The following is a 26,515-nucleotide window of genomic DNA, read 5'->3' on the forward strand; positions in this document are numbered from 1 at the left end:
CTTGATACCCAGTCCCCCCGGGAATATTGTGAACGTCTGCTTAACAACCCTTATTCCAGGCCATCATGATCCAAGCCCGAGGCTACGCCGCCCACAGTACCGACACCCCGCTGGTCCCGTTCAGTTTCACCCGGCGCGAACCCGGCGACGACGACGTGCTGATCGACATCCTGTACAGCGGCATCTGCCACTCCGACCTGCATCAGGCGCGCGGTGATTGGGGCAATTCCGTCTACCCGATGGTGCCGGGCCACGAAATCGTGGGTCGCGTCGCTCAGGTCGGCAAGAACGTCACCAAGTTCAAGCCGGGCGATTACGCCGGCGTGGGCTGCATGGTGGATTCCTGCCTGCACTGCAAAGCCTGCCGCCTGAACCTGGAGCAATACTGCGAAGAAGGCGCCACGCTTACCTACAACGACCGCGAGCGTGGCAGCGATCAGTTGACCTTTGGCGGCTATTCCGACCACATCGTCGTGCGCCAGCACTTCGTCGTGAAAGTGTCCGACACGCTTGACCTGAAGGCCGTCGCCCCGTTGCTGTGTGCCGGCATCACCACCTATTCCCCGCTGCGCCACTGGAAAGTCGGGCCCGGCCACAAGGTCGGTGTCATCGGCCTGGGCGGACTGGGTCACATGGGGGTGAAGTTCGCCCACGCGTTGGGCGCGCATGTGGTGATGATCACCACGTCGGCCGACAAAGGGCGCGATGCCAAGCGCCTGGGCGCGGACGAAGTCCTGGTCTCACGCGACCCCGAGGCAATGGCGGCGCATGCGGGCACGTTTGATTTCCTGTTGAACACGGTGCCCGTCAGCCACGACGTGAACCCGTACATGGCGCTGCTGGGCTTGAATGGCACCATGGCGCTGGTGGGCGCGCTGACGCCGCTGGACCCGATCCCGGGCGCGAACCTGATCCTGGGACGCAAGTCGCTGGCGGGATCCGCCATCGGCGGCATGGAAGAAACGCAGGAGATGATGGATTTCTGCGCCCAGCACGGCATCGTCAGCGATGTGGAGATCGTGCCGATCCAGTCGGTCAACGAGGCCTACGAACGCCTGTCGAACAACGACGTGAAGTACCGCTTCGTGATCGACATGGCATCGCTGGCGACGGAACCGGCCGCGGCGTAGCATGCGGCCCCGGGGTGGAATGTAAAAAAAAAGGGTGCCCGAAGGCACCCTGAATCCACCCTACAACAGCACCTACAACTGCAACTTCAACTTCAACTGCGAAAATCCCTACAGGCGATCAGGCCACCTTCTGCGCCTTGCCGTGTTCGAACTGGGCCTCTTCCGTCGAGCCGGTCAGCGCGGTCGTCGACGACTGGCCGCCTTCGATCGTCTGCGTGACCGCGTCGAAGTAGCCGGTGCCCACTTCGCGCTGGTGCTTGACGGCAGTGAAGCCCATTTCGGCAGCGGCGAATTCCTTTTGCTGCAGCTCCACGAACGCGCTCATCTGGCGGCGGGCATAGCCATGGGCCAGCTCGAACATGCCGTAGTTCAACGAATGGAAGCCGGCCAGCGTGATGAACTGGAACTTGTAGCCCATGGCGCCCAGCTCGCGCTGGAACTTGGCGATCGTGCCGTCGTCCAGGTTCTTCTTCCAGTTGAACGACGGCGAGCAGTTGTACGCCAGCAGCTTGCCCGGGAATTGGCGATGGATGGCGTCCGCGAACTTGCGGGCGTATTCCAGGTTGGGCGTAGACGTCTCGCACCAGATCAAATCGGCGTAAGGCGCGTAGGCCAGGCCACGCGAAATCGCCTGGTCGATGCCGGCCTTGGTGCGGAAGAAGCCTTCAACCGTGCGTTCGCCGGTGATGAACGGGCGGTCGTTGTCGTCCACATCGCTGGTCACGAGGTCCGCCGCATCCGCGTCGGTGCGGGCCAGCAGCAGCGTGGGCGTGCCCATCGTGTCCGCCGCCAGACGGGCCGACACCAGCTTGGCCACGGCCTCGCGGGTCGGCACCAGCACCTTGCCGCCCATGTGGCCGCACTTCTTCACCGATGCCAGCTGGTCTTCAAAGTGGACGCCCGACGCACCAGCGTCGATCATCGCCTTCATCAGTTCAAAGGCATTCAGCACGCCGCCGAAGCCGGCTTCAGCATCCGCCACGATGGGGGCGAAATAGTCGATGTAGCCCTCGTCGCCCGGGTTCTTGCCTTCCATCCACTGGATCTGGTCGCAGCGGGCAAGCGAATTGTTGATGCGGCGAACCACTTGCGGCACCGAGTTGGCGGGGTACAGCGATTGGTCGGGATACATTTCACCGGCCAGGTTCGCGTCGCCGGCCACCTGCCAGCCCGACAGGTAGATCGCCTTCAGGCCGGCCTTGACCTGCTGCATGGCCTGGTTGCCGGTCAGGGCGCCCAGCGAATTCACGAAAGGCTCGCTATGCAGTTGTTCCCACAGACGGGTGGCACCGCGCTGGGCCAGCGTGTGCTGCACGCTGATCGACCCGCGCAGGCGGATGACATCCTCGGCGCTGTAGTCGCGCTTGATGCCCTGCCAGCGGGAATTCTCGGCCCAGTCCTTCTGCAAATTGCGGATTTCGGTTTCGCGAGTGGTCATGGTGATGCTCCTGGTCAGTGATGGGAAGACTTCAAAGATTCGCGTCTTGCATTGCGTGAATCGTTGGACAAAGTCTATGCCTCTGCTGCGGAGCAATGCGGGCTTATGTCTTATAGAAGATGAAAAATGTTTTTCTATAAAATCAATGACTTATAAATGACGTTTCGCATTATGGAACGATATCGCCATCTGTGAAATGCGCGCTCGTTGCAGAGCAGCAGGGACTTTCACATGACGAGACTTACATTTCACAATATGAAAAAACGCCCCTTTTCTGACCGCCTACAATGCCTCCATTACCGCTGATTTCTTGATTCCGCCATGACCTTGTCTCACGGCCCGTTGGGCCAAAGCGTCGCCTACGCCTCGCAATACGACCCTTCGCTGCTTTTCCCCATCGCGCGCTCCCACAACCGCGCGGCGCTGAACCTCACCGCCGGCAACCTGCCCTTCACGGGCGTGGACCTGTGGAACGCCTACGAGCTCTCGTGGCTGGATGCCAAAGGCAAGCCGCGCGTGGCCATGGCCACATTCTCGGTGCCGGCCGACAGCCCCAACATCATCGAATCCAAATCGTTCAAGCTGTACCTGAACTCGTTCAACCAGACGCGGCTGGTCAATTCGGCCGCGTTGCGGGGCCGCCTGGAACGTGATCTGAGCGCCGCCGCCGGTGCGCCCGTGGGTCTGGACTTCTTCCTGCCGCAGCGCTTTTCCGAACTGCGCATGGGCGAAATGGACGGCATCTATATCGACAAGCTGGATATCGAGATCGATACCTACGAGCCCGCGCCCCAGGTGCTGCGCACCCGGCCCGGCGACATCGTTGAAGAAACGCTGGCGTCGCGCCTGCTGAAATCGAATTGCCCGGTCACCGGCCAGCCCGATTGGGCCAGCGTGCAGATCCGCTACCGCGGCGCCCCGATCGACCGCGAATCGCTGCTGCGCTACGTCGTGTCGTTCCGCCAACACGCGGAATTCCACGAACACTGCGTCGAACGCATCTTCAGCGACATCATGCAGGCGTGCGCCCCCGAGCAATTGACCGTCTACGCGCGCTACACGCGGCGCGGCGGGCTGGACATCAACCCGTGGCGCAGCAATGTGGAAGCCGCGCCCCCGGCGGACGTGCGCACCGTCCGCCAGTAAAGACGCCCTGCCCTTCCTACTTCGGGAAGGGCTCGGGCCTCGGCGTGCCGTCTTCGGACGGCGGCAGCACCGGATACTGGATCACCGGCTGATCGCCCGTCAGCGTCTTCAGGAACGCGACGATGTCCGCATTCTCTTGCGGCGTGAACTTGCGGCCCAATTGCAGGCGGCCCATCACGTCCACGGCTTGGGTCAGCGTCGCGGCCTCGCCGTCATGGAAGTACGGATAGGTCAGCGCCACGTTGCGTAACGTCGGCACCTTGAAGTTGAAGCGGTCGGCATCCTTGCCGGTCACCCCGGCCCGGCCTTCGGCCTTGTTATCGGTTTTGTAGGGTTCGATCAGCCCCATCTTCTGGAACGAATTGCCGCCCACGGCCACACCGTTGTGGCAAGCGACGCAGCCGCTGTTCTTGAACAGCGTGTAGCCCGCCAATTCCTTCACGGTCAACGCGCGGTCGTCGCCTTTCAGCCATTGGTCGAAACGCGCATTCGGCGTTACCAGCGTTTCTTCAAAGGCGGCCAGCGCGCCCGTCACCTCGTCGATCGTGATGCCGTCCTTGCCAAAAACCTGCTTGAATTCCGCCCGGTAGCCCGGGATGGAGTTCAGCACCTGCAACGCCAGCTCGTGCGAAGACGCCATCTCCATCGGGTTGGCGATGGGGCCACCCGCCTGCTCGCGCAGGTCCTTCGCGCGGCCATCCCAGAACTGCGCGATGTTCAGGCTGGAATTCAACACCGTGGGGGAATTGATCGAACCCTGCTGCCACTTATGGCCGATGGAGGCCTTCAGGTTGTCGGACCCGCCCATGCCCAGGTTGTGACAGGAATTGCAGGAAATCGCGCCCGAGCGCGACAGGCGCGGGTCAAAGAACAGCTTCTTGCCCAGTTCCACCTTGGCCGGGTCCTTGACCGTTGCGGCTTCGATGGGCTGGATCGGTTCCTGCCTGGGGTTCCCTGCGGCGTGGCCGGCCCATAGCGCAAGGACGACGCCTGCCGCCAGCACCGTACTCTGCTTTTTCATGTGCTTTCTCCTGGTGAATAACCACTACTTATTAATGGTTATTACATCGGGAGGGATAAGCCCCGACCTTGCGGCGCATCAACCCGCGCCGCAGCCTTTCGACGGACTCAACGCCGGTTTGATATGCCGCAACAGGCGGATCAGCTGGCGATCAGGACCGGGCGGCCACACTGCCCGCCATGGCGGGATCGGCCCGGCGCGCCTGCACCGCGATCCATTGCGCCAGCAAGGCCGCCACGGCGAATGCCACGCCAGCGCCCACCCACGGGCCTTGGCGCAACCCCGCGTCAAGCAGCAGGCCGAAAGCCAGCGGCCCCAACGCCGACCCGACGTCCATGCCGGAATACACCAGGCCGTAGACCGATCCCGTCGAGCCCTTCGGCGTCACGCGGCGGATGAGCATGTCACGCGATGGCGCGGCCACGCCCGAGCAGAAGCCAGCCAGCCCGACCACGGGCGCCGCCAGCGCAGCCGGCACCAGCCCCAGCGCCAACACCACGAGCGTCAGGCCCGCCAGCAGTAGCGCCACCATCACCGTGCGTTCCGTGCGCGGGTTGGCGGACACCAGGAAGCCGCCAGCCGCCATACCCACCGCCGACGCCACCATGTAGCCCGACAGCGCCGAGCTGGCCAGCACTTCGGACAGGCCGTACAACTGATCCAGCAAGGGGATCGTGTAGTTCTGCACCGAGGACAGCGCCACGGAGGTGCAGGCGAAAAACAGGAATGCGCCCCACAGCGCCGGCTTGGACAGCAGCGTCGCCAACGTGGTCAGCACGCTTTCTTGGGGCTTGGCCGCAGGCTTGACGGCCTTCACGTCGCCCGGGTTATCCGCTTCCATACCCGTGGGGCCACCAAGCAGATCGCGGCCCAACACCGTCAGCAACAGCACGGCGGCCACCAGGCCGGCGGCGCTATACGCAGCTACGCGCCAGTCGGACAGCAAGGTGATCGTGGTCATGAAGACCGGCGTCAATGCCCAGCCCAGGTTGCCCGTCAGCCCGTGCGCCGAAAACGCATGGCCCAGGCGGGAGGCCGTGATGCGATGGTTGATGATGGAGTAGTCGGCTGGGTGGAATACCGAGTTGCCAATGCCGCCCACGATCGCCGCCGCCATCAACATGGGGTAGCCGTTGGCCGAGCCGATCAGCAGGCCGGACAGGACGAAGCACGCCAGGCCGAACCAGAGCACGGGGCGCGCGCCGATGCGATCGACGACGAAGCCCGACGATGCCTGGCCAATACCGGAGACCACATAGAACGTGGCCACCAGCGCGCCGACCCGGGCGAAATCCAGCCCGAATGCGTTGGCGAGCGACACGTTAAGCAAGGGCAGCACCAGTTGGAAGAAGTGCGAGGCGGCGTGCGCAACGCCGATCAGCAGAATGGTCTTCCAGTCACGCCTGCGGATATCGGCGTCCGAGGGCAAGGTATTCGCAGCGGTGTTCATTGCAAAAGGCCGCGGCAGCGGCAAGTAACGCGCGCCGTGGGCCGGTGCGCGGGTTGTCTCCGGCAACGTCCGGGAGGCCCGGACGTCGTGTTCTTGGCGAATGCGGCGGTCAAGCCGGGCCGGATCATGCCGGCCATCGCTCTTGGACTATCACGGCGGCCGCCTTGCGCGAGCCGCGCCGCCGTGTGGCAATCAGAATAGCGCCAGACGCCCTACAGCGCCTTCTCGCGGATGGCGGGCCAGGCGCGCTGCAGGTAGTACAGCATCGACCAGACCGTCAGCACCGCCGCGACGATGATCAGCACGTCGCCCAGCAGCTTGGTGCTGATGCCATAGACCGGTTGGTTGTACAGCAGGCAGGGAATCGCCACCATCTGGGCCGCCGTCTTGAACTTGCCCAGGCGGTGCACGGCCACGCTGGCGCTGGCGCCGATCTTGGCCATCCATTCGCGCAACGCCGAAATGGTGATTTCACGGCCAATGATGATCAGCGAAATGAAGGCATCGACGCGGCTCAGGTCCAGCAGGACGATCAGCGCGGCGCAGACCATCAGCTTGTCGGCCACCGGATCCAGGAAAGCGCCGAACGCCGAGGTCTGGTTCCAGCGGCGGGCCAGCCATCCGTCGAACCAGTCGGTTAGCGCCGCAATGATGAACGCCCACGCGGCGAACGTATCGCGGGTGGGGACCGACATCCAGCTTTCGGGCAGGTAGAACAGCCCGACCACCAGCGGAATCATGGCGATGCGCAGCCATGTCAGGATAATGGGAACGTTAATTGGCATAGTGTCCGTATGCTACATCAGCCGGATGACGCTGGCTGTATCGGCGCGCCGCGGCGGCCGCGCGCGGTCCGTCGCCAGACCGGAACATGGGCCGGTTTTGCGACTATCCACGCAAGGCCTCATAGATGCGTTCAGCCAGATCCTGGGAAATGCCGTCCACCGACGCCAGGTCTTCGATGCTGGCGGAAGCCACCCCCGAAAAGCCGCCAAACCGGGCCAGCAGCCGCTGGCGCCGCCGGGCGCCCACGCCTTCGATCTCTTCCAGCCGCGACACATTGCGCGTCTTGGCGCGCCGCGCACGCATGCCGGTAATGGCGAAACGGTGCGCCTCGTCGCGCACCTGGGCAATCAGCATCAGCGCGGCGGACTCGCCTCCCAGGGCGACTGGGGGCCGTTCGTCGGCGAACACCAGCGTTTCCAGGCCGACCTTGCGCCCTTCCCCCTTGGCGACGCCCACCAGCGTCTGGATATCCAGGCCCAATTCCGCGAACACCTTGCGCGCGACTTCCACCTGGCCCTTGCCGCCGTCGATCAGCACCAGGCCGGGCATTTGCGCGTCGCCATCCGCCACCTTGGCGAAGCGGCGCGTCAGCACCTGGCGCATCGCGGCGTAATCGTCGCCCGGCGTGATGCCCGCGATGTTGTAACGGCGGTACAGCGACGGCTGCATGTCGTGATGCTCGAACACCACGCAGGACGCCTGGGTCGCTTCGCCGGCGGTATGGCTGATGTCGAAGCACTCGATGCGTAGCGCGTCCAGGGCGGCTTCGTCCGTGTCCAGGTCCAGCGCTTCGGCCAGCGCCAGGGTACGGCCCGCGCGGGCGCCCGATTCGGTCAGCGCCCGGGCCAGGGCCATCTCGGCGTTTTTCAGCGCCTGCTCCAGCCACGAGCGGCGGGCGCCCTGCGGACGGGAAAGCATCCTGGATGGCCGTCCGCCTGCCTGCTCGACCAGCAGGCCGATCAGGTCCGGGTCGGGCAAGGCGTGGGAACCGACCAGCACGGGCGGCATGGCGTTGTCCGTGTAGTGCTGGGCGACGAACGCTTCCAGCACCTGGGGCGCGGCTTCGCCCTCGGCATGCGAGGGGAAGAACGGCTTGTCGCCCAAGTGGCGGCCGCCGCGCACCATCGCCAGGTTCACACAGACCTTGCCACCGGCCACGGCCACCGCAATGATGTCGGTGTCTTCGCCGCTGGTGTTCTCCATGGTCTGCTGGTGCAACACGCGTGCCAGCGAGCCCATCTGGTCGCGCAGCGCCGCGGCTTCCTCGAAGCGCAGCTCGCCGGCCGCCTGCTGCATGCGGGCCTCGATCTCGCCCATTACGTCCTTGGCTTCGCCGTTCAGGAAGCGCACCGCGCGTTGCACGTCGCGTTCGTACTCCGAGGCTTCGATCGCACCCACGCAGGGGGCCGAACAGCGCCCGATCTGATGCAGCAGACAGGGCCGCGAGCGATTGGCGAACACCGTGTCTTCACAGGTACGCAGGCGGAAGACCTTTTGCAGGATCTGGATGGTCTCGCGCACGGCCCACGCATTGGGGAACGGCCCGAAATACTGGCCCCGCTTGTTCGTCGCGCCACGGTAGTAGGCGATGCGCGGCCATTCATGGCCCGTGATCAGCAGATAGGGATAAGACTTGTCGTCGCGGAACAGGATGTTGTAGCGCGGCTTCAGACTCTTGATGAGGTTGTTTTCCAGGATCAGCGCTTCGGCTTCCGAACGCGTGACCGTGACCTCCAGCCGGGCCACCTTCGACACCATCTGGGCGATGCGGGGGCTGGCGAGGTTCTTCTGGAAATACGACGAGACGCGCTTCTTCAGGTCGCGCGCCTTGCCGACATACATGACTTCACCCGCCGCATCCAGGTGTCGGTAGACACCCGGAAGATGTGGCAGGTCAGCCAGGAACGATTTGAGATTGAAGTCGTCGGGCATTCTGATAACGGCGTTCTGCTTGCAGGGTATCCCAGTCGGGCGCATCGAAACGCGGCATCAGGCGGCGGATGCGTTCGACCGATTCGGGCGCGTGGTCGAACTTCAGGCGCGACAGCAATTCGTCGGCCAGATCCGGCCGGTTGCATACCAGCACCATGTCGCAGCCGGCGCGCAACGCGGCGTTGGCCCGATCCAGGATGTCGCCGGCCACCGACGCGCCTTCCATCGTCAGGTCGTCCGAGAACACCACGCCGTCATAGCCCAGGCGCTTGCGCAGGATGTCCTGCACCCAGCGCTTGGAAAAACCGGCCGGATGCTTGTCGACCTTGGGATAGATCACGTGCGCAGGCATCACGGACGGCAGCACGGCATCGCCCAACCAGGCGTACGGCGCCGCATCGTCCTTGAGGATCTCGTCCAGTCCGCGCGGGTCCACGGGGATCTCGTGGTGGGAATCCGCGCCCACGAAACCATGGCCCGGGAAGTGCTTGCCGCAGGCCGACATGCCGGCCAGGGCCAGCCCCTGGACCAGCGCGCGCGACAGCATGGCCACGACGCGGGGATCCGTGTGGAAAGCGCGGTTGCCGATCACCTTGCTGACGCCGTAGTCCAGGTCCAGCACGGGCGTGAAGCTCATGTCCACGCCGCAGGCGCGCAGCTCGGCGGCCAGCACATAGCCGGCCTCGGTCGCCAGGCGCATGGCCTGCAGCGGGTCGCGGTCCCATAGCGTGCCCAGGTCCCGCATGGCGGGCAAGGCGGTGAAACCGTCTTCGCGGAAGCGCTGGACGCGGCCGCCTTCGTGGTCCACCAGGATCAGCAACGGCGCTTTGCGGGCCTTGTGGATCTGGCGGGTCAGTTTGGTCAGCTGCTTGCGGCTTTCGAAATTGCGGGCAAAGAGAATCACGCCGCCCACCAACGGATGGCGCAGGCGAACCTTCTCTTCCTTGGTCAGCGCGTATCCCGCCACATCGACCATCACGGGGCCGGGGGGCAGGACCGCCTTGGATTTTTTCTTGGCCATGGGGCTGTCCTTGTGTCTAAGTCAGGCAAGCCTGGGCCGGGGCCCCTCAACCGGGGCCCGCGCTCAGGGCTTGCGTTCGACCACCACGTACGCGGCGGCCATGTCGGATTCGTCGGTGATGGAAACATGCGCGGCGCCAAAGCGCTGGCTGTACCAGTCCAGCAGCTCGGGCGCGATCACCAGCACCGGCCGCCCACCCGGGGCATTCAGGGTCTGGACGCGACGCCACGTCATCGGCATGCGCATGCCCAGGCCGATCGCCTTGGAGAACGCCTCCTTGGCGGCAAAGCGGGTGGCCAGAAAACGCACGCCACGCACCGGGTCGCGCGCCCGGCGCGCATGGAATTTCTGCAATTCTTCCACGCCCAGGATCTTTTCCGCAAAGCGGTCGCCGTGGCGCTCCAGGGCGCGTTCGATGCGGTCGATGCGCAGCAGGTCCATGCCGATGCCGGCGATGGCGCCGGCGGACGAGGGGGGCTTGGAGGTGTCAGACATGGATTTCTTGCCCCACCGGCATCATCACCGGCCGCGCAGCGCTTGCAGGCGGGCCTGCACCATCAGCGCCTTCATGTCGCGCACCGCTTTTTCCCAGCCGTCGAACACGGCTTGCGCCACGATGGCGTGGCCGATGTTGAGTTCGGAAATGCCGTCGATGGCGGCCACCGACGCAACGTTGCCAACGTGCAGGCCATGCCCCGCATTCACGCGCAGGCCATGGCGCAGGCCTTCGGTGACGGCCAAACGGATACGTTGCAGTTCCGCCTGGGCGGCGTCGCCTTCGGCTTCGGCATAGGCACCCGTATGCAATTCAATCACCGTCGCGCCGGCCTTGGCCGCTGCGGCGATCTGCGCCGGGTCCGGATCGATGAACAGCGACACGCGGATGCCGGCTTCGGCTAGCAACGCCACGGCGTCCGACACTGGCCCCATCGCGCCGGCGACTTCCAGCCCGCCTTCGGTCGTGAGCTCGGTGCGCTTTTCAGGCACCAGGCAAACATCGCTGGGTTTGACCGCGCAGGCGATCTCCAGCATTTCGGCGGTGATCGCGCATTCCAGGTTCATGCGCGTGCGCAACAGCGGGCGGATGGCATAGACATCCGCGTCCTGGATGTGGCGCCGGTCTTCACGCAGATGCAGGGTAATCAGGTCGGCCCCGGCGTCCTCCGCGCGCAACGCGGCGGCCACCGGATCCGGATACGCCGTATGGCGCTGTTGCCGCAACGTGGCAACGTGATCGATATTTACACCAAGTTCTATCATTGGACGGTCGTCGTGACTTTGGTCGGTTCTTTCGTGGTTTCTTCCCAGCCGCCGCCCAACGCCTTGTAGAGCTCCACGCGGTTGATCAGCGCGGCCAAGCCAGTTTGCACCAGCGAAAGCTGAGCATTGAAGAAGTCCACCTGCGCGGTCTGCACCTGCAGATAACTGTCGATGCCATTGGTATAGCGCAGGTTCGACAGTTCCAGCGTGCGCGCGGACGAATCCTGCAACGCGCGCTGGGCGTCAAGCTGCGCGCCATACGTGGCTTCGCCCGCCAGCGCGTCCGACACTTCGCGGAACGCCTGCTGGATGGACTGCTCGTACTGCGCCACGGCGATGTTGTCGCGCGCTTTCGCCAGGTTCAGCCCTTCGCGGATGCTGCCGCCGGCAAACAACGGGGTCGTGATCGACGGCGAGAAACTCCAGTAGCCCTGCCCGCCCTTGAACAGGTCGCCCAACGATGGGCTGGCCACGCCCAGCAGGCCGGTCAACGAAATGGTCGGGAAGAACGCCGCGCGCGCCGCGCCGATGTTGGCGTTGGCCGCCTTCAGCTGGTTCTCGGCCGCGACGATGTCGGGACGGCGCTCCAGCAGGTCGGACGGCAGGCCCGACGGCACGGTGGCCAGCAACTGGTCCCGGCCGAAGGTCGCCGGCGCCGGCAGGTCTTCGGGCAACGGCGCGCCCACCAGCAGCACCAGCGCGTTCAGCGCTTGCGCGCGGGCACGGGCCAGTTGCGCCAGGTCGGACGATGCCGTATCCAGCAGGGTCTTGGACTGGTTCAGGTCCAGTTCGGACGCCACGCCGCCGTCGAAACGGCGCTTGACCAGGTTGTACGATTCCTGGCGCGAGGCCAGCGTGCGCTGCGTCAGCTCCAATTGGACTTCAGCGGCGCGCAGGTTGAAGTACGACTGCGCCACCGAACCCACCAGCGTGATCTGCACGCTTTTCTGCGCCTGCTCGGTCGACAGGTATTGCTGGTACGCCGCCTCGGACAGGTTGCGCAGCCGGCCGAACAAGTCGATCTCGAACGTGGTCAGGCCGATACCGGCCTGGTAGGAACTGCTGATCGAGCTGGAATCGGGGCCGCCCGCGCGCATGTTGCCCGGCAGGTGCTGGCGCTGGCCCTGGATGCCGGCGCCGATGCTGGGCCACTGCGCGCCGCGCTGCACGCCGTACTGGGCGCGCGCTTCTTCGACGCGCTGCACGGCCACGCGCAGGTCGCGGTTGTTGACGAGCGACAGCGAGATCAGGCTTTGCAGGCGCGGATCGCGGAAGAATTCGCGCCAGCCCAGGTCGGCGGCGGGCGTGCCTTCCTGCGGCATCACCGCCGACGAGGGTTGCGAGCCCAACGACGTGGGATTGGCGTAACCGCCGTACTGGACCTTGGGCTGGTCGGGCCAGGCGCCCGTCACCGGCGCGTCGGGACGCTTGTAGTCAGGAGCCAGCGAGCAGCCGGCCAACGCCACCGCCACAAAGGCGGACATCGCGGTCTGTTTGAACATCAGGGCTTTCATACCTTGCCCTCCGGGCCACCGTTGGGTTGTGCAGGAGTGTCGGGTGCGCCAGACGCGCCGGACGCCGGTTCGCCAGCAGCCTTCTTGGCCGCCTGCTCTTCTTCCCAGACGCGCAGTTCCGCGCCCAGCAGGCGCGGACGGGTCTTGAACAGGCCCAGCACCACGACGAAGAACGTCGGCACGAAAATCACGGCGAACGGCGTGGCGGCCAACATGCCGCCCAGCACGCCCAGACCCACGGCGCGCTGGCTGGCTGCGCCGGCGCCCGTGGCCATCGCCAACGGCACCACGCCCAGGATAAAGGCCAGCGACGTCATCAGAATCGGCCGGAACCGCAAGCGCGCGGCTTCCACCGCGGACTCGTAGAGGCCCATGCCCCTGGCGTACTGGTCCTTGGCGAATTCCACGATCAGGATGGCGTTTTTGGCCGCCAGCCCGATCACCGTCACCATGCCCACCTGGAAGTACACGTCGTTGGACATGCCCAGCGCGCTGATCAGCGCCACGGCGCCCAGCATGCCCAGGGGCACCACCAGCATCACCGAGATCGGGATGGCCCAGCTTTCATACAGGGCGGCCAGCACCAGGAACACCACCAGCAGCGACAGGCCCATCAGGATGGGGGCCTGGTTGCCGGCCTGGCGTTCCTGATAGGACAGGCCGTTCCATTCGTAGCCGAAGCCCTGCGGCAGCTGCCCGACCAGGCGTTCCATCTCGGCCATTGCCTCGCCGGTGGTGTAGCCCGGCGCGGCATCACCGCTGATACGCATGGATTCGTAGCTGTTGTAGCGCACCACCTGCACCGGGCCCTGCTTCCATTCGGCCTTGACGAAGGTGGACAGCGGCACCATCCCGCCCTGGTTGTTGCGCGCATTCAGCTGCAGCACGTCATTGAGCTGCATGCGGTATGGCGCATCGGCCTGCACCCAGATGTTCTGCATCCGGCCCAGGTTGGGGAACTTGCTCAGGTAGGCGGAACCGACAGCCGTGGAAATCAGCGAGGCAGCCTCGTTGAAGTCCACGCCCAACGCGGCCGCCTTGTCGCGGTCGATCGTCAGGCTGAGCTGGGCGCCCGGCGCAAGGCCGGTGATCCGCACTTGCGACAGCACCGGGCTCTTCATGACCAGGCCCATCAGCTGCCCCGTGGCCGCCGCCAGGCCGGCGGAACCCGCCGAGCCGCGATCCTGCAGGCGGAAGTCGAAGCCGGTGGCGTTGCCCAGGGACGAAATGGCGGGCGGCACCAGGGTGAACACCTGTGCGTCATGGATGCCCATCAGCTGCTTCTCGAAGGCCTGGAAGGCGATCGCGCCCGCGGAGTCCTTGTGGTCCTTGCGTTCGCTGAAGTCCTTCAGCGTGACGAAGGCGATAGCCGCATTCAGGCCGTTGCCGTTGAAGCTGTAGCCCTGCACGGCGATTATGTTCTCGACCGCCGGCACGCCGGAGAAGTATTTCTCGACTTGCTCGATGACCTCGACCGTGCGGTTGGCGGTAGCGCCGGTGGGCAGCTCGATGTTGCTGACCACGTAGCCCTGGTCTTCCTCGGGCAGGAACGACGACGGCAGGCGCAGGTACAGCCAGCCCAGCAGTAAGACCAGCACCAGGAAGGCCAGCATCATGCGCCCGCCCTTGTGCAGCATGCGGGACACCCAGTTCTGGTAGCCGTGGGTGGTGGCGTCGAACTTGCGGTTGAACCAGCCGAAGAAACCCTTCTTGTCCTCGTGGTGTCCCTTGGCCACCGGCTTGAGGATGGTGGCGCACAGCGCCGGGGTGAAGGTCAGCGCCAGCAGCGCGGAGAAGAAGATGGACACCGCCATCGCGATCGAGAACTGGCGATAAATAACGCCCACCGAACCGCTCATGAAGGCCAGGGGCAGGAACACCGTCACCAGCACCAGCGTGATGCCGATGATGGCGCCGCTGATCTGCGGCATGGCTTTCTTGGTGGCCTCTTTGGGTGGCAGGCCTTCCGTGGACATGATCCGCTCGACGTTCTCCACCACCACGATGGCGTCGTCCACCAGGATCCCGATGGCGAGCACCATCGCGAACATGGTCAGCACGTTAATCGAGAAGCCTAGCGCCAGCATCACCGCGAACGCCCCCAGCATGGCCACCGGCACCACCAGCGCCGGGATCAGGGTATAGCGGACGTTCTGCAGGAACAGGTACATCACCAGGAACACCAGCACCATGGCTTCGACCAGGGTATGCAACACCTGCTCGATGGACACCTTCACGTAGGGCGCGGTGTCGTAGGGAATGGAGTACGTGATGTTGCCGGGGAAGTACTTGGACAACTCCTCCATCTGGTCACGCACGCCCTGCGCGGTGGCCAGCGCGTTTGCGTTCGGCGACAGCACGATGGCGAAAGCCGCCGTCGGCTTGCCGTTCAGGCGGGCGCCGAACTGGTAGTTGTCGGCGCCGACCTCGATGCGGGCGACGTCGCGCAGCATTACAGAGGAACCGTCGGTGTTGGCCCGCAGGACGATCTTGCCGAAGCCTTCGACCGTGCTCAGTTGGCCGTTGGCCGTGACCGTGGCGGTGATGCGCTGCGAATCCGGGTTGGGAGGCGCGCCGACGCTGCCGCCCGAGATCACCACGTTCTGGTTGGCGATCGCCTGGTTGACTTCCGACATGCTCAGGTTGAAGCCCACCAGCTTGGCGGGATCCACCCAGATGCGCATGGCGCGCGGCGCGGCGAACAGCTGGAACTGGCCCACGCCGGGCACGCGCGACACCGGGTTCTTGACGTTGCGGGTGATGTAGTCGGCCAGCGCGGTCTGGTCCAGCGACCCGTCGGTGGACGACACCGCCGCCACCATCAGGAAGCCGGTACTGGTCTGCTCATATTGCAGGCCCTGCTGCTGCACGGCGGTAGGCAACTGCGCAACCACGTTCGACACGCGGTTCTGCACGTCCACCTGCGCAAGGTCCGGGTTGGTCCCGGGCGCGAAGGTCGCGGTGATGGTCGAGGTGCCGTAGGAATCGCTGACCGACTCGTAGTAGATCAGGCCCTTGGCGCCGTTCAGCTGGTCCTCGATGATACTGGTGACCTGCTCGGCCACTTCGTTGGCCGAGGCGCCGGGGTAGGTAGCCGTGATCGTGATCGCGGGCGGCGCCACGTCCGGGTACTGCGAGATCGGCATGTTCGGGATCGCCAGCACCCCGGCCAGCAGGATGAACAGGGCGACTACCCAGGCGAAAATCGGTCTATCAATAAAAAATTGCGGCATGTGGGCTGACTCTGAAAGCGATGCTCACCAAAGAGGAACGCGGCGTTTGCGCCGCGTGCCGCTCAAGATTTCTGGCCTGCGGCCTTGTCCTGTTGTGCAGGTTCGGCCGGTTTGGCGCCAGGTTGCGGGGCGGATTCCGCCGGCTTGGCGCCCGGTTGCGCGGGAGCCTGGCCGCCCGGCGCGGGCGTGCCATTCTTTTTCCACTCGCTGGCCTGCACCGGCGCGCCCGGACGAACCTTCTGGAACCCTTCCACCACGACCACGTCGCCCGCCTTCAAGCCGCTGGTGACAAGCCAATTGCTCTTGATGGCGCCGCCGGTGGTGACCGGAATCTGTTCGATCTTGTTGTCCTTGACCAGCATCAGGCTCTGCAAGCCATCCGCCGTGCGCTGCAGCGCCTGCTGCGGCACCATCAGGGCCTTGTCGTCCACGCCCTGCTCCAGGCGCACGCGCACGTACATGCCGGGCAGCAGGACGCCGTCGGGGTTGGGCACTTCGGCGCGCAGGTTCACCTGGCCGGTGGACGGGTCCACGGTGATGCCGGTGAACAGCAGCTTGCCGGGCTGGCCGTATTCGGAGCCGTCCTCGAGGACGATGGTCGCGCGCGCCGCGTCCTTGCCCAACTGCTGCAGCTGGCCGCTGGCGAACGCGCGGCGCAAGGCAGCCAGTTCCGCGGTGGACTGGGTGAAGTCCACGTAGATCGGGTCCAGCTGCTGCACCGTGGCCATCTGCGTGGCGGAAGTGGCTTCAACCAATGCGCCTTCGGTCACCAGCGGTTTGCCGATGCGGCCCGTGATGGGCGACGTGACGTCGGTGTAGCCCAGGTTGATGGCGGCGTTGTCCTGCGTGGCCTTGGCGGCAGCAACGGCGGCATCGGCCTGGCGGAACGAGGCCACGGCGTTGTCGTATTCCTGTTTACTGACGGCGTTGGCCTTGACCAGCGGCGCGTAGCGGTCTGCCAGCAGCTTGGCGCTGAAGAGATTCGCTTGCGCCTGCTTCAACTGTGCCGTCGCCTGATCGTAGGCGGCCTTGTAAGGCGCCGGATCGATCTTGAACAGCAACTGGTTTTCCTTGACGTCGCCACCCTGCTCGAAGGTGATCTTCTGGACGATGCCGGTCACGCGTGAACGGATCTGCGCGTCGCGCACCGCATCCACGCGGCCCGGCAATTCAGCGACGATGGGAGCACGCTCGGGTTGCACGGTGATGACGCTGACCTGAGGCATGCCGGGGTTCATCTGTGGCTTTTCGCCGCATCCCGCCAATATCAGCGCGAGGACGCCGCCGGAAAAAGCCAGACCTGAAACACGTTTAGGCGAAAACCGCATTGAAACCCCCGCGTAGCGTAGTTAACCGCTTCAATTGACCGCGTCCAGCCAACACAACGTCAATCGTGACAATAAAGCCCGATCAGAATAAGCGGTGCGCCGGTCTTGACACGTGAATAGCCCGATAATGTAACTCAGTTATTGGGGAAATTACGTACTTTCGGGCCTTGACGCGATGCACGGAGGAGACAAATAGGTAACAAGCTCAGTGGTTGGAAATGTTGCGGAGATTGCCCAGGAATACATAGCCCACGCCGTGCACGGTATGCAAAGGCAGCCGCGTGCCCGTCTGCAGGACCTTGTGGCGCAGCCGGCAAATGGCCACATTCAGGGTGCGCATGCTGGTGCGGCTGCGCAATGCCAACAGCTCATCGCGCAGCAACTCGCGATCGGGATTGCCAAGCAGGCAAAGGAAGCAGGCGCGTTCCATTCCGGTCAGATCGATGCGGGCGCCGCCGGGCGCCATCAGCGTCCAACCGTGATAGAGCAGGCTCCACCAGCCGTCGATGCGGTCGGAATCGGGGAAAACGGGCAGGCGGGCATTCATGGCGTATCTCCACCAGGGCCGCCGCGCCTGGCAGGCGACGGCGGGCTCCGGAACAAGGTTGCAGGTTGTCCCGAAAGCCTACCGGGGTGTCCGGCGTCTGGCGGCGTAATGCGGCAACTATCAGACCGGTCCTACCCCAAGCCCTAGCTGCCCTTGCCGTGGCCGTTGCGGTGGATATCGTGCGTCACGAAGCAGCTGTTCTCGGTCGGGCGGGCCAGGATGCCTGGCTTGGCCAGGGTGCGGCGGATATCGGACAAGCCCGACTCCCAGTGCTCGCGCATGGCCTCGGTGCCGAACTCGTAGTCCTTGGAGTAACGCTCGCGGTGCTTGGACTCGTAGATGAGGTTGACGATATTGGTGGCGGGCGTATGCGACAGCTTGCGGATTTCCGCCAGGTCGGCCGCGCCGCGCTCGGATTCGGGCAGACGCTCCAACAGTTGCTGCAGGCCGTGCCGCAGTTTCAGCACGCGCCGCAGTTGGTCCGTGACCAGGCGCGTGCGGCTGGAATACTGGATGTCTTTCTGGCGCTCGGCCACTTCTTCCAGCGTGGTCGGCAAACCGCCCCGCGCCGGCCACAAGTCCACCTGGAACGCCAGCGTGTCGCGCATGTTGTCGGTGGTCAAGACTTGCGCCAGCGGCGTGTTCGACACCACGCCGCCATCCCAATAGTGTTCGCCGTCGATCTCCACGGACGGGAAACCGGGCGGCAAGGCGCCGGACGCCATGACGTGCTCCGGCCCTAGCGTGTCTTTCAGGCTGTCGAAATAGGCGAAGTTTCCCGTGCGCACGTTCACGACGCCAAAGCTGGCCCGCACCTCGCCGCTATTGAGCAGGTCGAAATCCACGAATTGGCGCAAGGTGGCGGCCAACGGGGTGGTGTCGTAGAAGCTGGTGGAGCCCGCGCCGCGGCCGTGCGCCCAGTACGGCGGCGGAAAGCGCGGCTTGAAAAAGCCCGGCTGGCCGGAAAACAGCGCCTGGAACGCGGACAACTGGCCGTTCATGGCGGGTGAACCGAATCCGAAGGGAATGCCCTCGAACATGCCCGCCAGGGTGTCGCCCCAGGGCACCGAAGCGAACCCCGCGGGGCGGCAGATGCTCTCCCAGAATCCCCTCAGTCGGTCAACGCGTTCGTCTTCGCGGGAACCCGCGATGATGGCCGCGTTGATCGAGCCGATGGAGATGCCTGATATCCAGTTGGGCCGAATGCCCGCTTCGTGCAGCCCCTGGTACACCCCTGCCTGGTAAGACCCCAGGGCGCCTCCGCCTTGCAGCACGAGCGCGACGGTTTCGTAGGGAGGCGTATCGCCGGTGTCTGTGGACGGGGACTTGCGGCGAGCGGTCATTCAGCTACCTCGGGCTAACGTTTGCTTTTATCCGGCACTTGCGGGGCGGCAACGCCCGCGCGGAACGGATACTTGGCGAAGATCTCGGCAACAGCCTTGTCCACGCTTTGCGGCGAGCCGGCGGTTTCGGGGTTCTGGACTTCGCCCACGGCGACGCCCTCCCATACCAGTTGCTTGCGGCGCGTGTCGACAAGATCGATGTTGAGCGTGCCTTCAGTGTACTGGTAGACGTCATCGCCCCAGCCGTAACCGGGCCAGCCGCCGTAGAAGCCCGAACGGTAGCCGTAATAAGGCCCCATGGGCGGCGGCGCCGGCGTGACCTGCGTCTTTTGCTGGAGCTTGGCGCTGAAATTGACGAGCAGGTCGGGGTTGGTCGCGCTATAGGCGTAGCCGCGCATTTCCATCTGGCCGCGCGTCGCGTCCTTGAGCCGTTCGGTCAGCAGGCTGCTGTAGCCGGCCTTGTCCGTGCCCAGCGGATTCATGTAGCCAAACGTGCGGTACTGCGCGAAGTCGGCCTGATGGTCGTAATCGCCTTTCACCGTCGGGCCCGATGCGCATGCCGCAAGCAATGCCGTCATGGAACCCGCCGTCACCCATTTCAACGCTTTAAACGCTTTCATGTTGTTCTCTCCGAGAGCACAGGGCCTGAACATAGTGCCGCGATCCCTGTAAAGTTTCAACAGAATCTCATTCGCATCCCGCAATTTCCCCCGGCTGAAGCACGGATCCGCCCACGTCTGTCCATTACACTCCGGGATGACTCCCAGACCCGATACAGACCTGACCATGTTGGAACTAGACGGCTCGATCTGGTTTCGTTCCGGCGCCCAGACGTGGGGCGGAAAGAACCGCATAGACCTGCTGGCGCAGATTGACGCCACGGGGTCGATCACGGCTGCCGCCCGCGCGGTCAGCATGAGCTACAAGGGGGCCTGGGACGCCATCGATGCCATGAACAACCTGGCCGGCGAACCGCTCGTCGTGCGGGCCGCCGGCGGCAAGGGCGGCGGCGGCACGCAGTTGACGGATCGCGCGCGTCGCCTCATCACGACGTTCCGGGCGCTGGAAGGCGAGCACCGGAAGTTCATGGACAACCTGACGCGCGCCGGCCTGGACGCCAACGGCGACATCGACCTGATGAGGCGTTTCATGCTGAAGACCAGCGCACGCAATAAATTCCTGGGCACCGTCATCGAGGTCCGCACGGGCGCCGTCAACGACGAGATTCTGCTGCGCATCGCCGGCGGCCACACCATCACGGCCACCATCACGCGCGAAAGCACGGCCGAACTGGGCCTGGCGCCCGGCAAGGAAGCGATTGCGCTGGTGAAGGCGTCCAGCGTCATCATCGGCGCCCCCGGCCCGGGTCTGCGCTTGTCGGCCCGTAACCAGTTGCAGGGCAAGATCAGCGATATCCGCCCGGGCGCCGTCAATAGCGAAATCCTGATCGACATGGACGGCGGCGCGACGCTCGCGGCCATCGTCACCAATGAAAGCGCCACGGAACTGGGCCTGGCCGTTGGCGCGCCGGCGGTGGCGATCTTCAAGGCATCCAGCGTGATCCTGGGCGTGCTCGACTAGACCGCCGCGTTCAGACGCCCACGTCCTCGTCGCGGCGGCGCACCTTGCCGTCGCGCACTTCAAAGACCTCGTCGGCCAGCGCGTCGACATCCGCCGGATCGTGCGTGATCAGCAGCATCGGCACGTCCAGCTGCCGCTGCAAGGTGTTGAGCTCCTGGCGCATCTTGCCGCGCAACTGGGAATCCAGCGCGGAAAACGGCTCGTCCAGCAACAGGATGTCGGGTTGCAGCGCCAGGGCGCGCGCCAAGGCCACGCGTTGCTTCTGTCCGCCGGAGATCTCGTTTGGGTAGCTGCCCACGATGGCGCCCAATTCAAACGCATCGACCCAGCGCTGCGCTTGTGGCCCGACACCGCGCTTGGGCGGATTGAGCCACCCGCGCCGCAAGCCGAATGCGATGTTCTGCGCCACCGTCAGATGGGGAAAGAGCGCGTAATCCTGGAACAGGTACGCCACGCGGCGGGATTGCGACGGCAGGCAGACGCCCGCTTGCGCATCAAACAGCACCCGTCCGTTGATTTCGATGCGCCCGCCATCCGGCCGCAGCAAGCCCGCCACCGCCCGCAGCGTCAGGCTCTTGCCCGCGCCGGACGGCCCGAACAAGGCGATGCGCTTGGACGACGATGCGAAGGCGACGTCCAGCTTGAACTGCCGGTCGCCCGAGACCATGCGCTTGGTGACCTGAATGTTGATGCTCATCGCCCGCCCCCGTTGCGCTGGCCCGCGCCAATGGGCACCAGCTTGCCCGCCACCAGCAAGACCACGACACAGGTGATTGACGTCACCAGCACCAACAGGTTGGCGGTGTGGTCGTCTCCGGCCTGCACGGCCTCATAGATGGCGACCGATAGCGTCTGGGTCCGCCCGGGCAGGTTGCCGGCGATCATCAACGTGGCGCCGAATTCGCCCAGGGCTCGTGCGAACGCCAGCAGCACGCCCGCCGCGATGCCGCGCGCGGCCAGCGGCAAGGTCACGCGGAAAAACACGCCGGCTTCTCCAACACCCAGCACGCGCGCCGCGTTCTCCAGTTGGCTGTCCACGTTTTCGAAAGCGGCCCGCGCCGATTTGAACACCAGCGGAAACGCCACGACGGACGCCGCGATCACGGCGCCCTGCCAGGTGAAGACTAGTTCGATGCCCCACCCTGCCAGGGTTTCGCCGATGATGCCCCGCCGCCCCAGCAGAACCAGCAGGTAGTAGCCCAGCACGGTCGGGGGCAGCACCAGCGGCAAGGTCAGGATGGCATCCAGCAGGTCGCGGCCCGGCCATCGCCAGCGCGACAAGGCGAACGCCGCGGCGGTTCCAGCCAGGGTGGCCAGAAGCGTGGCCCAGCCTGCCACTTTCAGCGACAGCAGCAGCGGCACCCAAACCGGATCAGTCATCAATTTCCGCGATTCAACAGGTTCAGGGTTTCTGGAAGCCGTAGCGCGACAGGATAGCCTGACCGGCCGGCGACAGCACATAGGCCACGAAGCGGGCGGCGTCCTGGGCGGCGGCTTCGCGCGTCGTCATGGCGATGGGATAGGTGACCGGCGTCTGCGACGGCACCCGCAACGCGACCTTGACCTTGTCCGGCATGACGGCGGCGTCGGTCGCGAACACGAAGCCCGCGTCCACTTCGCCGCGCGATACGTAATCCAGGCTTTGGCGCACGTTCTGCGCCAGCACGCTCTTGGCCTGCACGACGTTCCACAGCCCGGCGGCTTCCAGCGCACCTTGCGTGTAGCGGCCCACCGGCACGGACGCCGGGTTGCCGTAAGCGATGCGTTTGACGTCGTCGCGCGTCAGGTCCTTGAGCGCCGTGATGTTGGCCTTGCTGTCGGTCGGGACGATCAGCACGATCTGGTTGGCTGCGAAGTCCACGCGGGAAGCGGGCTTGACGGCCTTTTCCGCGACCGCCTTGTCCATCGCCTTCTGGTCGGCCGAGGCGAACACGTCCGCGGGCGCGCCCTTCACGATCTGCTGCAGCAGCACGTCCGACGCCCCGAAATTCAGGATGACCTGGGTGCCGGGGTTTTCCTTCTCGTAGCCCCGGGCCACTTCCTTGAACGCGTTGGTCAGGCTGGCCGCTGCGGACACGACCAGATCGCCGGCGTGGGCAGTGGCTCCCCACAAAGCGGAAAGCGCCAGGGACAGCGCCAGCAAGGGGCGTTGGCGGGACATGATCTTCTCCTTCAGAATCGCGATGCGGTAACGCAATATATATAGGTATATAACGCCAGTCAATTTACCGCCAAAGCGGAAATTGAGCCTTATCAAACGACGGAAAAGGCGGCGTCAGCCGCGCGCGATCGTGGTGACGCGCACCGATTCGGGCGCCAACGCGTCTTGCAGGCAGGCCAGCGCCAGTTCAGGCTGCGCCTGGCCGCACATGAAGATGTCCAGGGCCGCGAACCGGTGTTCGGGCCAGGAATGGATGCTGATGTGGGATTCGCTCAACAGCACCACGCCAGTCACTCCGGCGCCTTCGCCGAAATGATGGAAATGCGCGCTAAGGACCTGGGCGCCCGCGGCCTGGGCGGCCGCGATCATCCAGGCCTCCAGCTTGGCGGCGTTCGTCAGCCGCTCGGCCGCGACGCCGCGGAAATCCGCCAGGACGTGGCGGCCCGGAGTGGCATGCACCGTCACTTGTGGGAGCCGCCCGAGGACCAGCCCGAACTGCCGGACGAACTGCTGCCCCAACTGCTACTGCTGCTTCCACCGGCCATGCGGACGCCGGGCGAACTGGCGCCGGTAGCTGCCATCACCACGACCAGGGCATAAATGGCATACAGGAACTTGCCCATCGTGCTATTCGTCCTTTCCGGAGAGCTTGTCCGCCAGCTTGGCGGGCAACCACAGGAACGCCAGCCCGATCAATATCGGGAAAAAGCGGCCACTGAAGATGTTGCCCATGTTCAAAAAGAGCATCCCGATTGTCGCGAACCACGCCCACTTACCGTATCCGCCCCGCTTGCCGCCCATGGGCAGGGACTTCTGCTTGGCCAGTTCGGCGTTGCCGAACCACTCCGCCAATTGCGCGGGTGCCACGGGCGCCGCGGCCGACCAGCCGAGTTCGGCGTCGCCCAGTTCGCGCGTCAGCTTCAGCGTGCCGGCCTTGTAGTCGGTGATCTTCGTGGTGTCGCCCGCCTTCACGCGCCAGTTGAACGCGCCTAACGGCACCTCGACCCGCGAGGTGTAGTCGTACAGTTTCTGGTACAGCTTGGAACGCCAACGCACGCTGGTTGCGTTGTTGTAGCTGGGCCAGGTGTCGCATACCTGCACGCGCTCCCAGCCCTCGTCCGTTTCCACCAGCCAGATGAAGCCCTTGAGCGGATTGAACAGCAGGTATTCGATCCAGTCCGACGGTTCTTCGGGGTCGGGGTCGGCGCATTTCATCAGGCCGATCAACGTGAAGCTGACGCCGTCGATCTTGGCCACTGCGCCAAGCGCCAGCGTGGTCTTGATGGCCTGGACCTTGCGTGCCTTTTCGATGACTTCGGCCGTGGGGCCCGAGCAATCCACCGTCGCCGCGCAGGACGGGCAGATCACCTGGGTTGCCATGGCGGCCACGAAGCTGATGGGGCCGCCGCAATTCGGGCAATCCAGCGCCTTGATCTGGCCGCGGAACCGGCCGGCCGTTTCCTCGACCTGCTCGTTGGTGCGCAACGAGCCCGCCTGCATGGCCGACAAGTCGAACGCCTTTCCGATGTAGAGCTCCGGCTCGGGGCCGTCGGAGAAGTCCAACGTCAGGAAGGCATCCAGGCTGCGGAAATCCGCCACCTTGGCCTCCCAACCGTCGCCGGGCACAAACGGCAGTTCGCCCTGCGCCCCGCCCGCCTGGCAGGCCCGCACGTCGGCGGCGATGAAGCGCTGGCCATCCAGCTTCAATTCGTCGCCGGGCGCGATGTCGGCAAACGCCGGCATGCCCTGCGTCGATTTGACCTTGCGCCGACGCGTCAGGGCGTACTGGCCCGACGCATCCGATAGCCAGCCGTCGGTGCCGTCTTCGAACCAGACGTACCATTCGTTCCAGAAGCCTTCGTCGAAACGCAGCTGGATGCGGCCGACCACGTCAAAGCGCTTGCTCTCGTATTGGCCGGTCGCGCCCAGGCACAAGGGCGAATAGTCTTCCAGCACATCGGCCATTTCGCCGATGCGCCTGACCGAATCTGCATCCTTGAGCAAGGTGCTGCGGCAAGCGCCGCACACCGCCATGACCGAGGCCGTGGACGTGAACTTGACCGGAGCGCCGCACTGCGGACACAGAACCTGCTGCATAGGGCCTTAGCTGGTGAGTTTCTTCAGGACTTCCGCCTTGGCCGTGTCGTAGTCGGCGGCGGTGATCAAGCCCTTGTCCAGCAAGTCCTTCAACTGCTGCAGGCGCGCGGCGGGGTCGACGGGAGCGGCCGCGGGCGCCGCCGGTTGCGCTGGCTGCGCGGGCTGGCCCTGGCCAACGCCCAATCCCGCCGCCATCGTCTGCCCCAGCGCGGCGCCGGCCGCCAAGCCGGCACCGATGCCGGCGATGCCGCCTTCGTTCTGCGCCGCCAGCGGGATCGAGGTGGCCGTCTGGTACTGGGTGAACTTGCCCAGGTCGCCCGCCATGCCCATCGAAATCCGCGTGTCCAGCGCCTTTTGCAGTTCTTCGGGCAACGACACGTTTTCCACCGTGAAGTTGTCCAGCTTGACGCCATAGCGGTCGAACACCGGCGCCAGCTGTTCGCTGATGCTCTGCGACATCAGGCCTTGATTGCCGGCGATGTCCAGGAACGGCACCTTGGAGCCGCCCAGCGCCGTCGTCATCGCCGCGACGACCATGTTGCGCAGTTGCGCTTCCAGGTCGTCGACCGTGTATTCGTCGCGCGTGCCACTGATTTCACGGTAGAACTTGGCGGGATCCGAGATCTGATACGAATACACGCCGAACGCCCGCAGCCGCACCATGCCGAATTCGCTGTCGCGCAGCGTCACCGGCTGCGCCGTGCCCCAGCGACGGCCCAATTGCAGCCGTGTGCTGAAGAAAATCACGTCCGACTTGAAGGGCGACTCGAACAGCTTGTCCCAGTTCTTCAAGTAGGTCAGGATCGGCAGCGTCTGCGTGGTCAGCTTGTACATGCCGGGACCGAACACGTCGGCCACCTTGCCTTCATTGACGAACACCGCCATCTGCGACTCGCGCACGGTCAGGCTGGCGCCGTACTGGATTTCGAAATCCTGCATGGGATGGCGCCAGGCGAGTACGCCGTCGCGATCTTCGTTCCATTGCAGGATGTCAATGAACTGCTTGCGAATAAATGAACCGAGACTCATGGAAAGTCCTCCCGTGTCAGATCGGATGCGGCGCGCCTGCTCAGGTCAGGCAGGCGGCGTTGACGACGCCAGCAGACAGCGAGATCGCGCCGATCAGGCCGCCCATGGCGATATTGTTCTGTTCGATGGCTTCGTTCATGCCGCGGATGGTCCGGGCGACCACGACGTACACGACGATCTGCACCACCATGGCGGCGATGCCCCAAACCAGGAACATCACGAAGCTGGCGTGGACGGCAATGCTGGAGCACAGCGTGAAGCTGAAACCCACCAGCGCGCCGCCGTAGGACAGCACGGCGGCGACATTGCCTTCGCGGATCAGTTCGAATTCCCTGTAGCGCGTCACGGCGGTGTAAACCGCGGTGAAAATGCCCAGCATGACAAGCGCCGAGACGATATAGATCAGATAGGTCACCGCCGGATGCATCGCTTCTCCCATTGCCACCCTCCCAATTGCGCGCAGTATATACGCGGCGTTCGATATACTGCGAACGCATT

At 64.9% G+C, this 26,515-nt stretch carries 25 protein-coding genes; 4 read left to right on the top strand and 21 right to left on the bottom strand.

Going from position 1 to position 26,515, the window contains the following annotated elements:
• The first annotated feature begins 65 nt into the window (after window positions 1–65).
• A complete protein-coding gene (locus CQ050_RS09275; protein WP_105556515.1) occupies window positions 66–1,130 on the top strand; it encodes an NAD(P)-dependent alcohol dehydrogenase in 1,065 nt (354 codons plus the stop codon).
• 118 nt (window positions 1,131–1,248) lie between these two features.
• On the opposite strand, the gene aceA is transcribed toward CQ050_RS09275, so the two are convergent.
• The gene (gene aceA / locus CQ050_RS09280; protein WP_105556516.1) at window positions 1,249–2,568 is read right to left on the bottom strand and encodes an isocitrate lyase; all 1,320 of its coding nucleotides are present in this window, start codon (window positions 2,566–2,568) and stop codon (window positions 1,249–1,251) included.
• Window positions 2,569–2,889: 321 nt separating this feature from the next.
• On the opposite strand from aceA, the gene queF reads away from it, so the two are divergent.
• Complete coding sequence (queF, locus tag CQ050_RS09285; RefSeq protein WP_105556517.1) at window positions 2,890–3,714, top strand: NADPH-dependent 7-cyano-7-deazaguanine reductase QueF; 825 nt, start codon at window positions 2,890–2,892, stop codon at window positions 3,712–3,714.
• A 16-nt stretch (window positions 3,715–3,730) separates the two neighbouring features.
• On the opposite strand, the gene CQ050_RS09290 is transcribed toward queF, so the two are convergent.
• From CQ050_RS09290 to CQ050_RS09350, 13 genes are all read right to left on the bottom strand, one after another.
• Window positions 3,731–4,735: a cytochrome-c peroxidase gene (locus CQ050_RS09290; protein WP_105556518.1), complete on the bottom strand. Its 1,005-nt coding sequence runs from the start codon at window positions 4,733–4,735 to the stop codon at window positions 3,731–3,733.
• Window positions 4,736–4,886: 151 nt separating this feature from the next.
• Window positions 4,887–6,185, bottom strand: a complete 1,299-nt coding sequence (locus CQ050_RS09295) for an MFS transporter (protein WP_105556624.1) — start codon at window positions 6,183–6,185, stop codon at window positions 4,887–4,889.
• A gap of 212 nt (window positions 6,186–6,397) precedes the next feature.
• Window positions 6,398–6,970, bottom strand: a complete 573-nt coding sequence (gene pgsA, locus CQ050_RS09300) for a CDP-diacylglycerol--glycerol-3-phosphate 3-phosphatidyltransferase (protein ID WP_006225674.1) — start codon at window positions 6,968–6,970, stop codon at window positions 6,398–6,400.
• Between the two features lie 103 nt (window positions 6,971–7,073).
• Window positions 7,074–8,903: an excinuclease ABC subunit UvrC gene (uvrC, locus tag CQ050_RS09305; protein ID WP_105556519.1), complete on the bottom strand. Its 1,830-nt coding sequence runs from the start codon at window positions 8,901–8,903 to the stop codon at window positions 7,074–7,076.
• Window positions 8,866–9,924, bottom strand: coding sequence for a beta-N-acetylhexosaminidase (gene nagZ / locus CQ050_RS09310; protein WP_105556520.1), 1,059 nt, complete (start codon window positions 9,922–9,924; stop codon window positions 8,866–8,868). Before nagZ ends, uvrC begins: the two co-directional genes overlap by 38 nt.
• A gap of 63 nt (window positions 9,925–9,987) precedes the next feature.
• Window positions 9,988–10,419 (bottom strand): holo-ACP synthase, encoded by a 432-nt coding sequence (gene acpS / locus CQ050_RS09315; RefSeq protein WP_105556521.1) that lies wholly within the window; start codon window positions 10,417–10,419, stop codon window positions 9,988–9,990.
• Window positions 10,420–10,443: 24 nt separating this feature from the next.
• Window positions 10,444–11,184, bottom strand: a complete 741-nt coding sequence (locus CQ050_RS09320) for a pyridoxine 5'-phosphate synthase (protein WP_105556522.1) — start codon at window positions 11,182–11,184, stop codon at window positions 10,444–10,446.
• Entirely contained in the window at window positions 11,181–12,698 is a 1,518-nt protein-coding gene (locus tag CQ050_RS09325; protein ID WP_105556523.1) for an efflux transporter outer membrane subunit, read from the bottom strand. Before CQ050_RS09325 ends, CQ050_RS09320 begins: the two co-directional genes overlap by 4 nt.
• A complete protein-coding gene (locus CQ050_RS09330) occupies window positions 12,695–15,931 on the bottom strand; it encodes a multidrug efflux RND transporter permease subunit (RefSeq protein WP_105556524.1) in 3,237 nt (1,078 codons plus the stop codon). Before CQ050_RS09330 ends, CQ050_RS09325 begins: the two co-directional genes overlap by 4 nt.
• 62 nt (window positions 15,932–15,993) lie before the next feature.
• Window positions 15,994–17,259 carry an efflux RND transporter periplasmic adaptor subunit gene (locus CQ050_RS09335; protein ID WP_105556525.1) on the bottom strand — a complete coding sequence of 422 codons (1,266 nt, stop codon included), beginning with the start codon at window positions 17,257–17,259 and terminating at the stop codon, window positions 15,994–15,996.
• A gap of 205 nt (window positions 17,260–17,464) precedes the next feature.
• Window positions 17,465–17,806 carry a winged helix-turn-helix domain-containing protein gene (locus CQ050_RS09340; protein WP_105556526.1) on the bottom strand — a complete coding sequence of 114 codons (342 nt, stop codon included), beginning with the start codon at window positions 17,804–17,806 and terminating at the stop codon, window positions 17,465–17,467.
• Between the two features lie 143 nt (window positions 17,807–17,949).
• Complete coding sequence (locus CQ050_RS09345) at window positions 17,950–19,149, bottom strand: patatin-like phospholipase family protein (RefSeq protein WP_105556527.1); 1,200 nt, start codon at window positions 19,147–19,149, stop codon at window positions 17,950–17,952.
• Between the two features lie 14 nt (window positions 19,150–19,163).
• On the bottom strand, window positions 19,164–19,769 hold the full coding sequence (locus CQ050_RS09350) for a DUF4136 domain-containing protein (protein ID WP_169270965.1): 606 nt from the start codon (window positions 19,767–19,769) through the stop codon (window positions 19,164–19,166).
• A gap of 166 nt (window positions 19,770–19,935) precedes the next feature.
• Between CQ050_RS09350 and CQ050_RS09355 the strand changes: the two genes are divergently transcribed.
• Window positions 19,936–20,730 (top strand): TOBE domain-containing protein, encoded by a 795-nt coding sequence (locus CQ050_RS09355; protein WP_105556528.1) that lies wholly within the window; start codon window positions 19,936–19,938, stop codon window positions 20,728–20,730.
• Window positions 20,731–20,740: 10 nt separating this feature from the next.
• Here CQ050_RS09355 and CQ050_RS09360 read toward each other — a convergent pair whose 3' ends face one another.
• The 4 genes from CQ050_RS09360 to speD all read right to left on the bottom strand — a co-directional run bounded on the left by CQ050_RS09360 (window position 20,741) and on the right by speD (window position 23,356).
• Complete coding sequence (locus CQ050_RS09360; protein ID WP_105556529.1) at window positions 20,741–21,427, bottom strand: ATP-binding cassette domain-containing protein; 687 nt, start codon at window positions 21,425–21,427, stop codon at window positions 20,741–20,743.
• Window positions 21,424–22,110, bottom strand: a complete 687-nt coding sequence (gene modB / locus CQ050_RS09365; RefSeq protein ID WP_105556530.1) for a molybdate ABC transporter permease subunit — start codon at window positions 22,108–22,110, stop codon at window positions 21,424–21,426. The genes CQ050_RS09360 and modB overlap by 4 nt, the downstream gene beginning before the upstream one ends.
• A 22-nt stretch (window positions 22,111–22,132) precedes the next feature.
• Entirely contained in the window at window positions 22,133–22,891 is a 759-nt protein-coding gene (gene modA, locus CQ050_RS09370; protein WP_105556626.1) for a molybdate ABC transporter substrate-binding protein, read from the bottom strand.
• Between the two features lie 114 nt (window positions 22,892–23,005).
• Window positions 23,006–23,356, bottom strand: coding sequence for an adenosylmethionine decarboxylase (gene speD / locus CQ050_RS09375; protein ID WP_105556531.1), 351 nt, complete (start codon window positions 23,354–23,356; stop codon window positions 23,006–23,008).
• On the opposite strand from speD, the gene CQ050_RS30810 reads away from it, so the two are divergent.
• A complete protein-coding gene (locus CQ050_RS30810) occupies window positions 23,345–23,491 on the top strand; it encodes a hypothetical protein (RefSeq protein WP_158266041.1) in 147 nt (48 codons plus the stop codon). The genes speD and CQ050_RS30810 overlap by 12 nt on opposite strands.
• A gap of 27 nt (window positions 23,492–23,518) precedes the next feature.
• Here CQ050_RS30810 and CQ050_RS09380 read toward each other — a convergent pair whose 3' ends face one another.
• The 3 genes from CQ050_RS09380 to CQ050_RS09390 are packed head-to-tail and all read right to left on the bottom strand — an operon-like array spanning window position 23,519 to window position 26,444.
• Window positions 23,519–24,988, bottom strand: a complete 1,470-nt coding sequence (locus tag CQ050_RS09380; RefSeq protein ID WP_105556532.1) for a DUF4178 domain-containing protein — start codon at window positions 24,986–24,988, stop codon at window positions 23,519–23,521.
• 6 nt (window positions 24,989–24,994) lie between these two features.
• Window positions 24,995–26,017, bottom strand: coding sequence for an SPFH domain-containing protein (locus CQ050_RS09385; protein WP_105556533.1), 1,023 nt, complete (start codon window positions 26,015–26,017; stop codon window positions 24,995–24,997).
• 40 nt (window positions 26,018–26,057) lie between these two features.
• Window positions 26,058–26,444 carry a DUF350 domain-containing protein gene (locus CQ050_RS09390; protein WP_105556534.1) on the bottom strand — a complete coding sequence of 129 codons (387 nt, stop codon included), beginning with the start codon at window positions 26,442–26,444 and terminating at the stop codon, window positions 26,058–26,060.
• Window positions 26,445–26,515: the final 71 nt, after the last annotated feature.

The organism is Achromobacter sp. MYb9, assembly GCF_002975275.1.
In the GTDB taxonomy this organism is placed as follows: domain Bacteria; phylum Pseudomonadota; class Gammaproteobacteria; order Burkholderiales; family Burkholderiaceae_B; genus Achromobacter.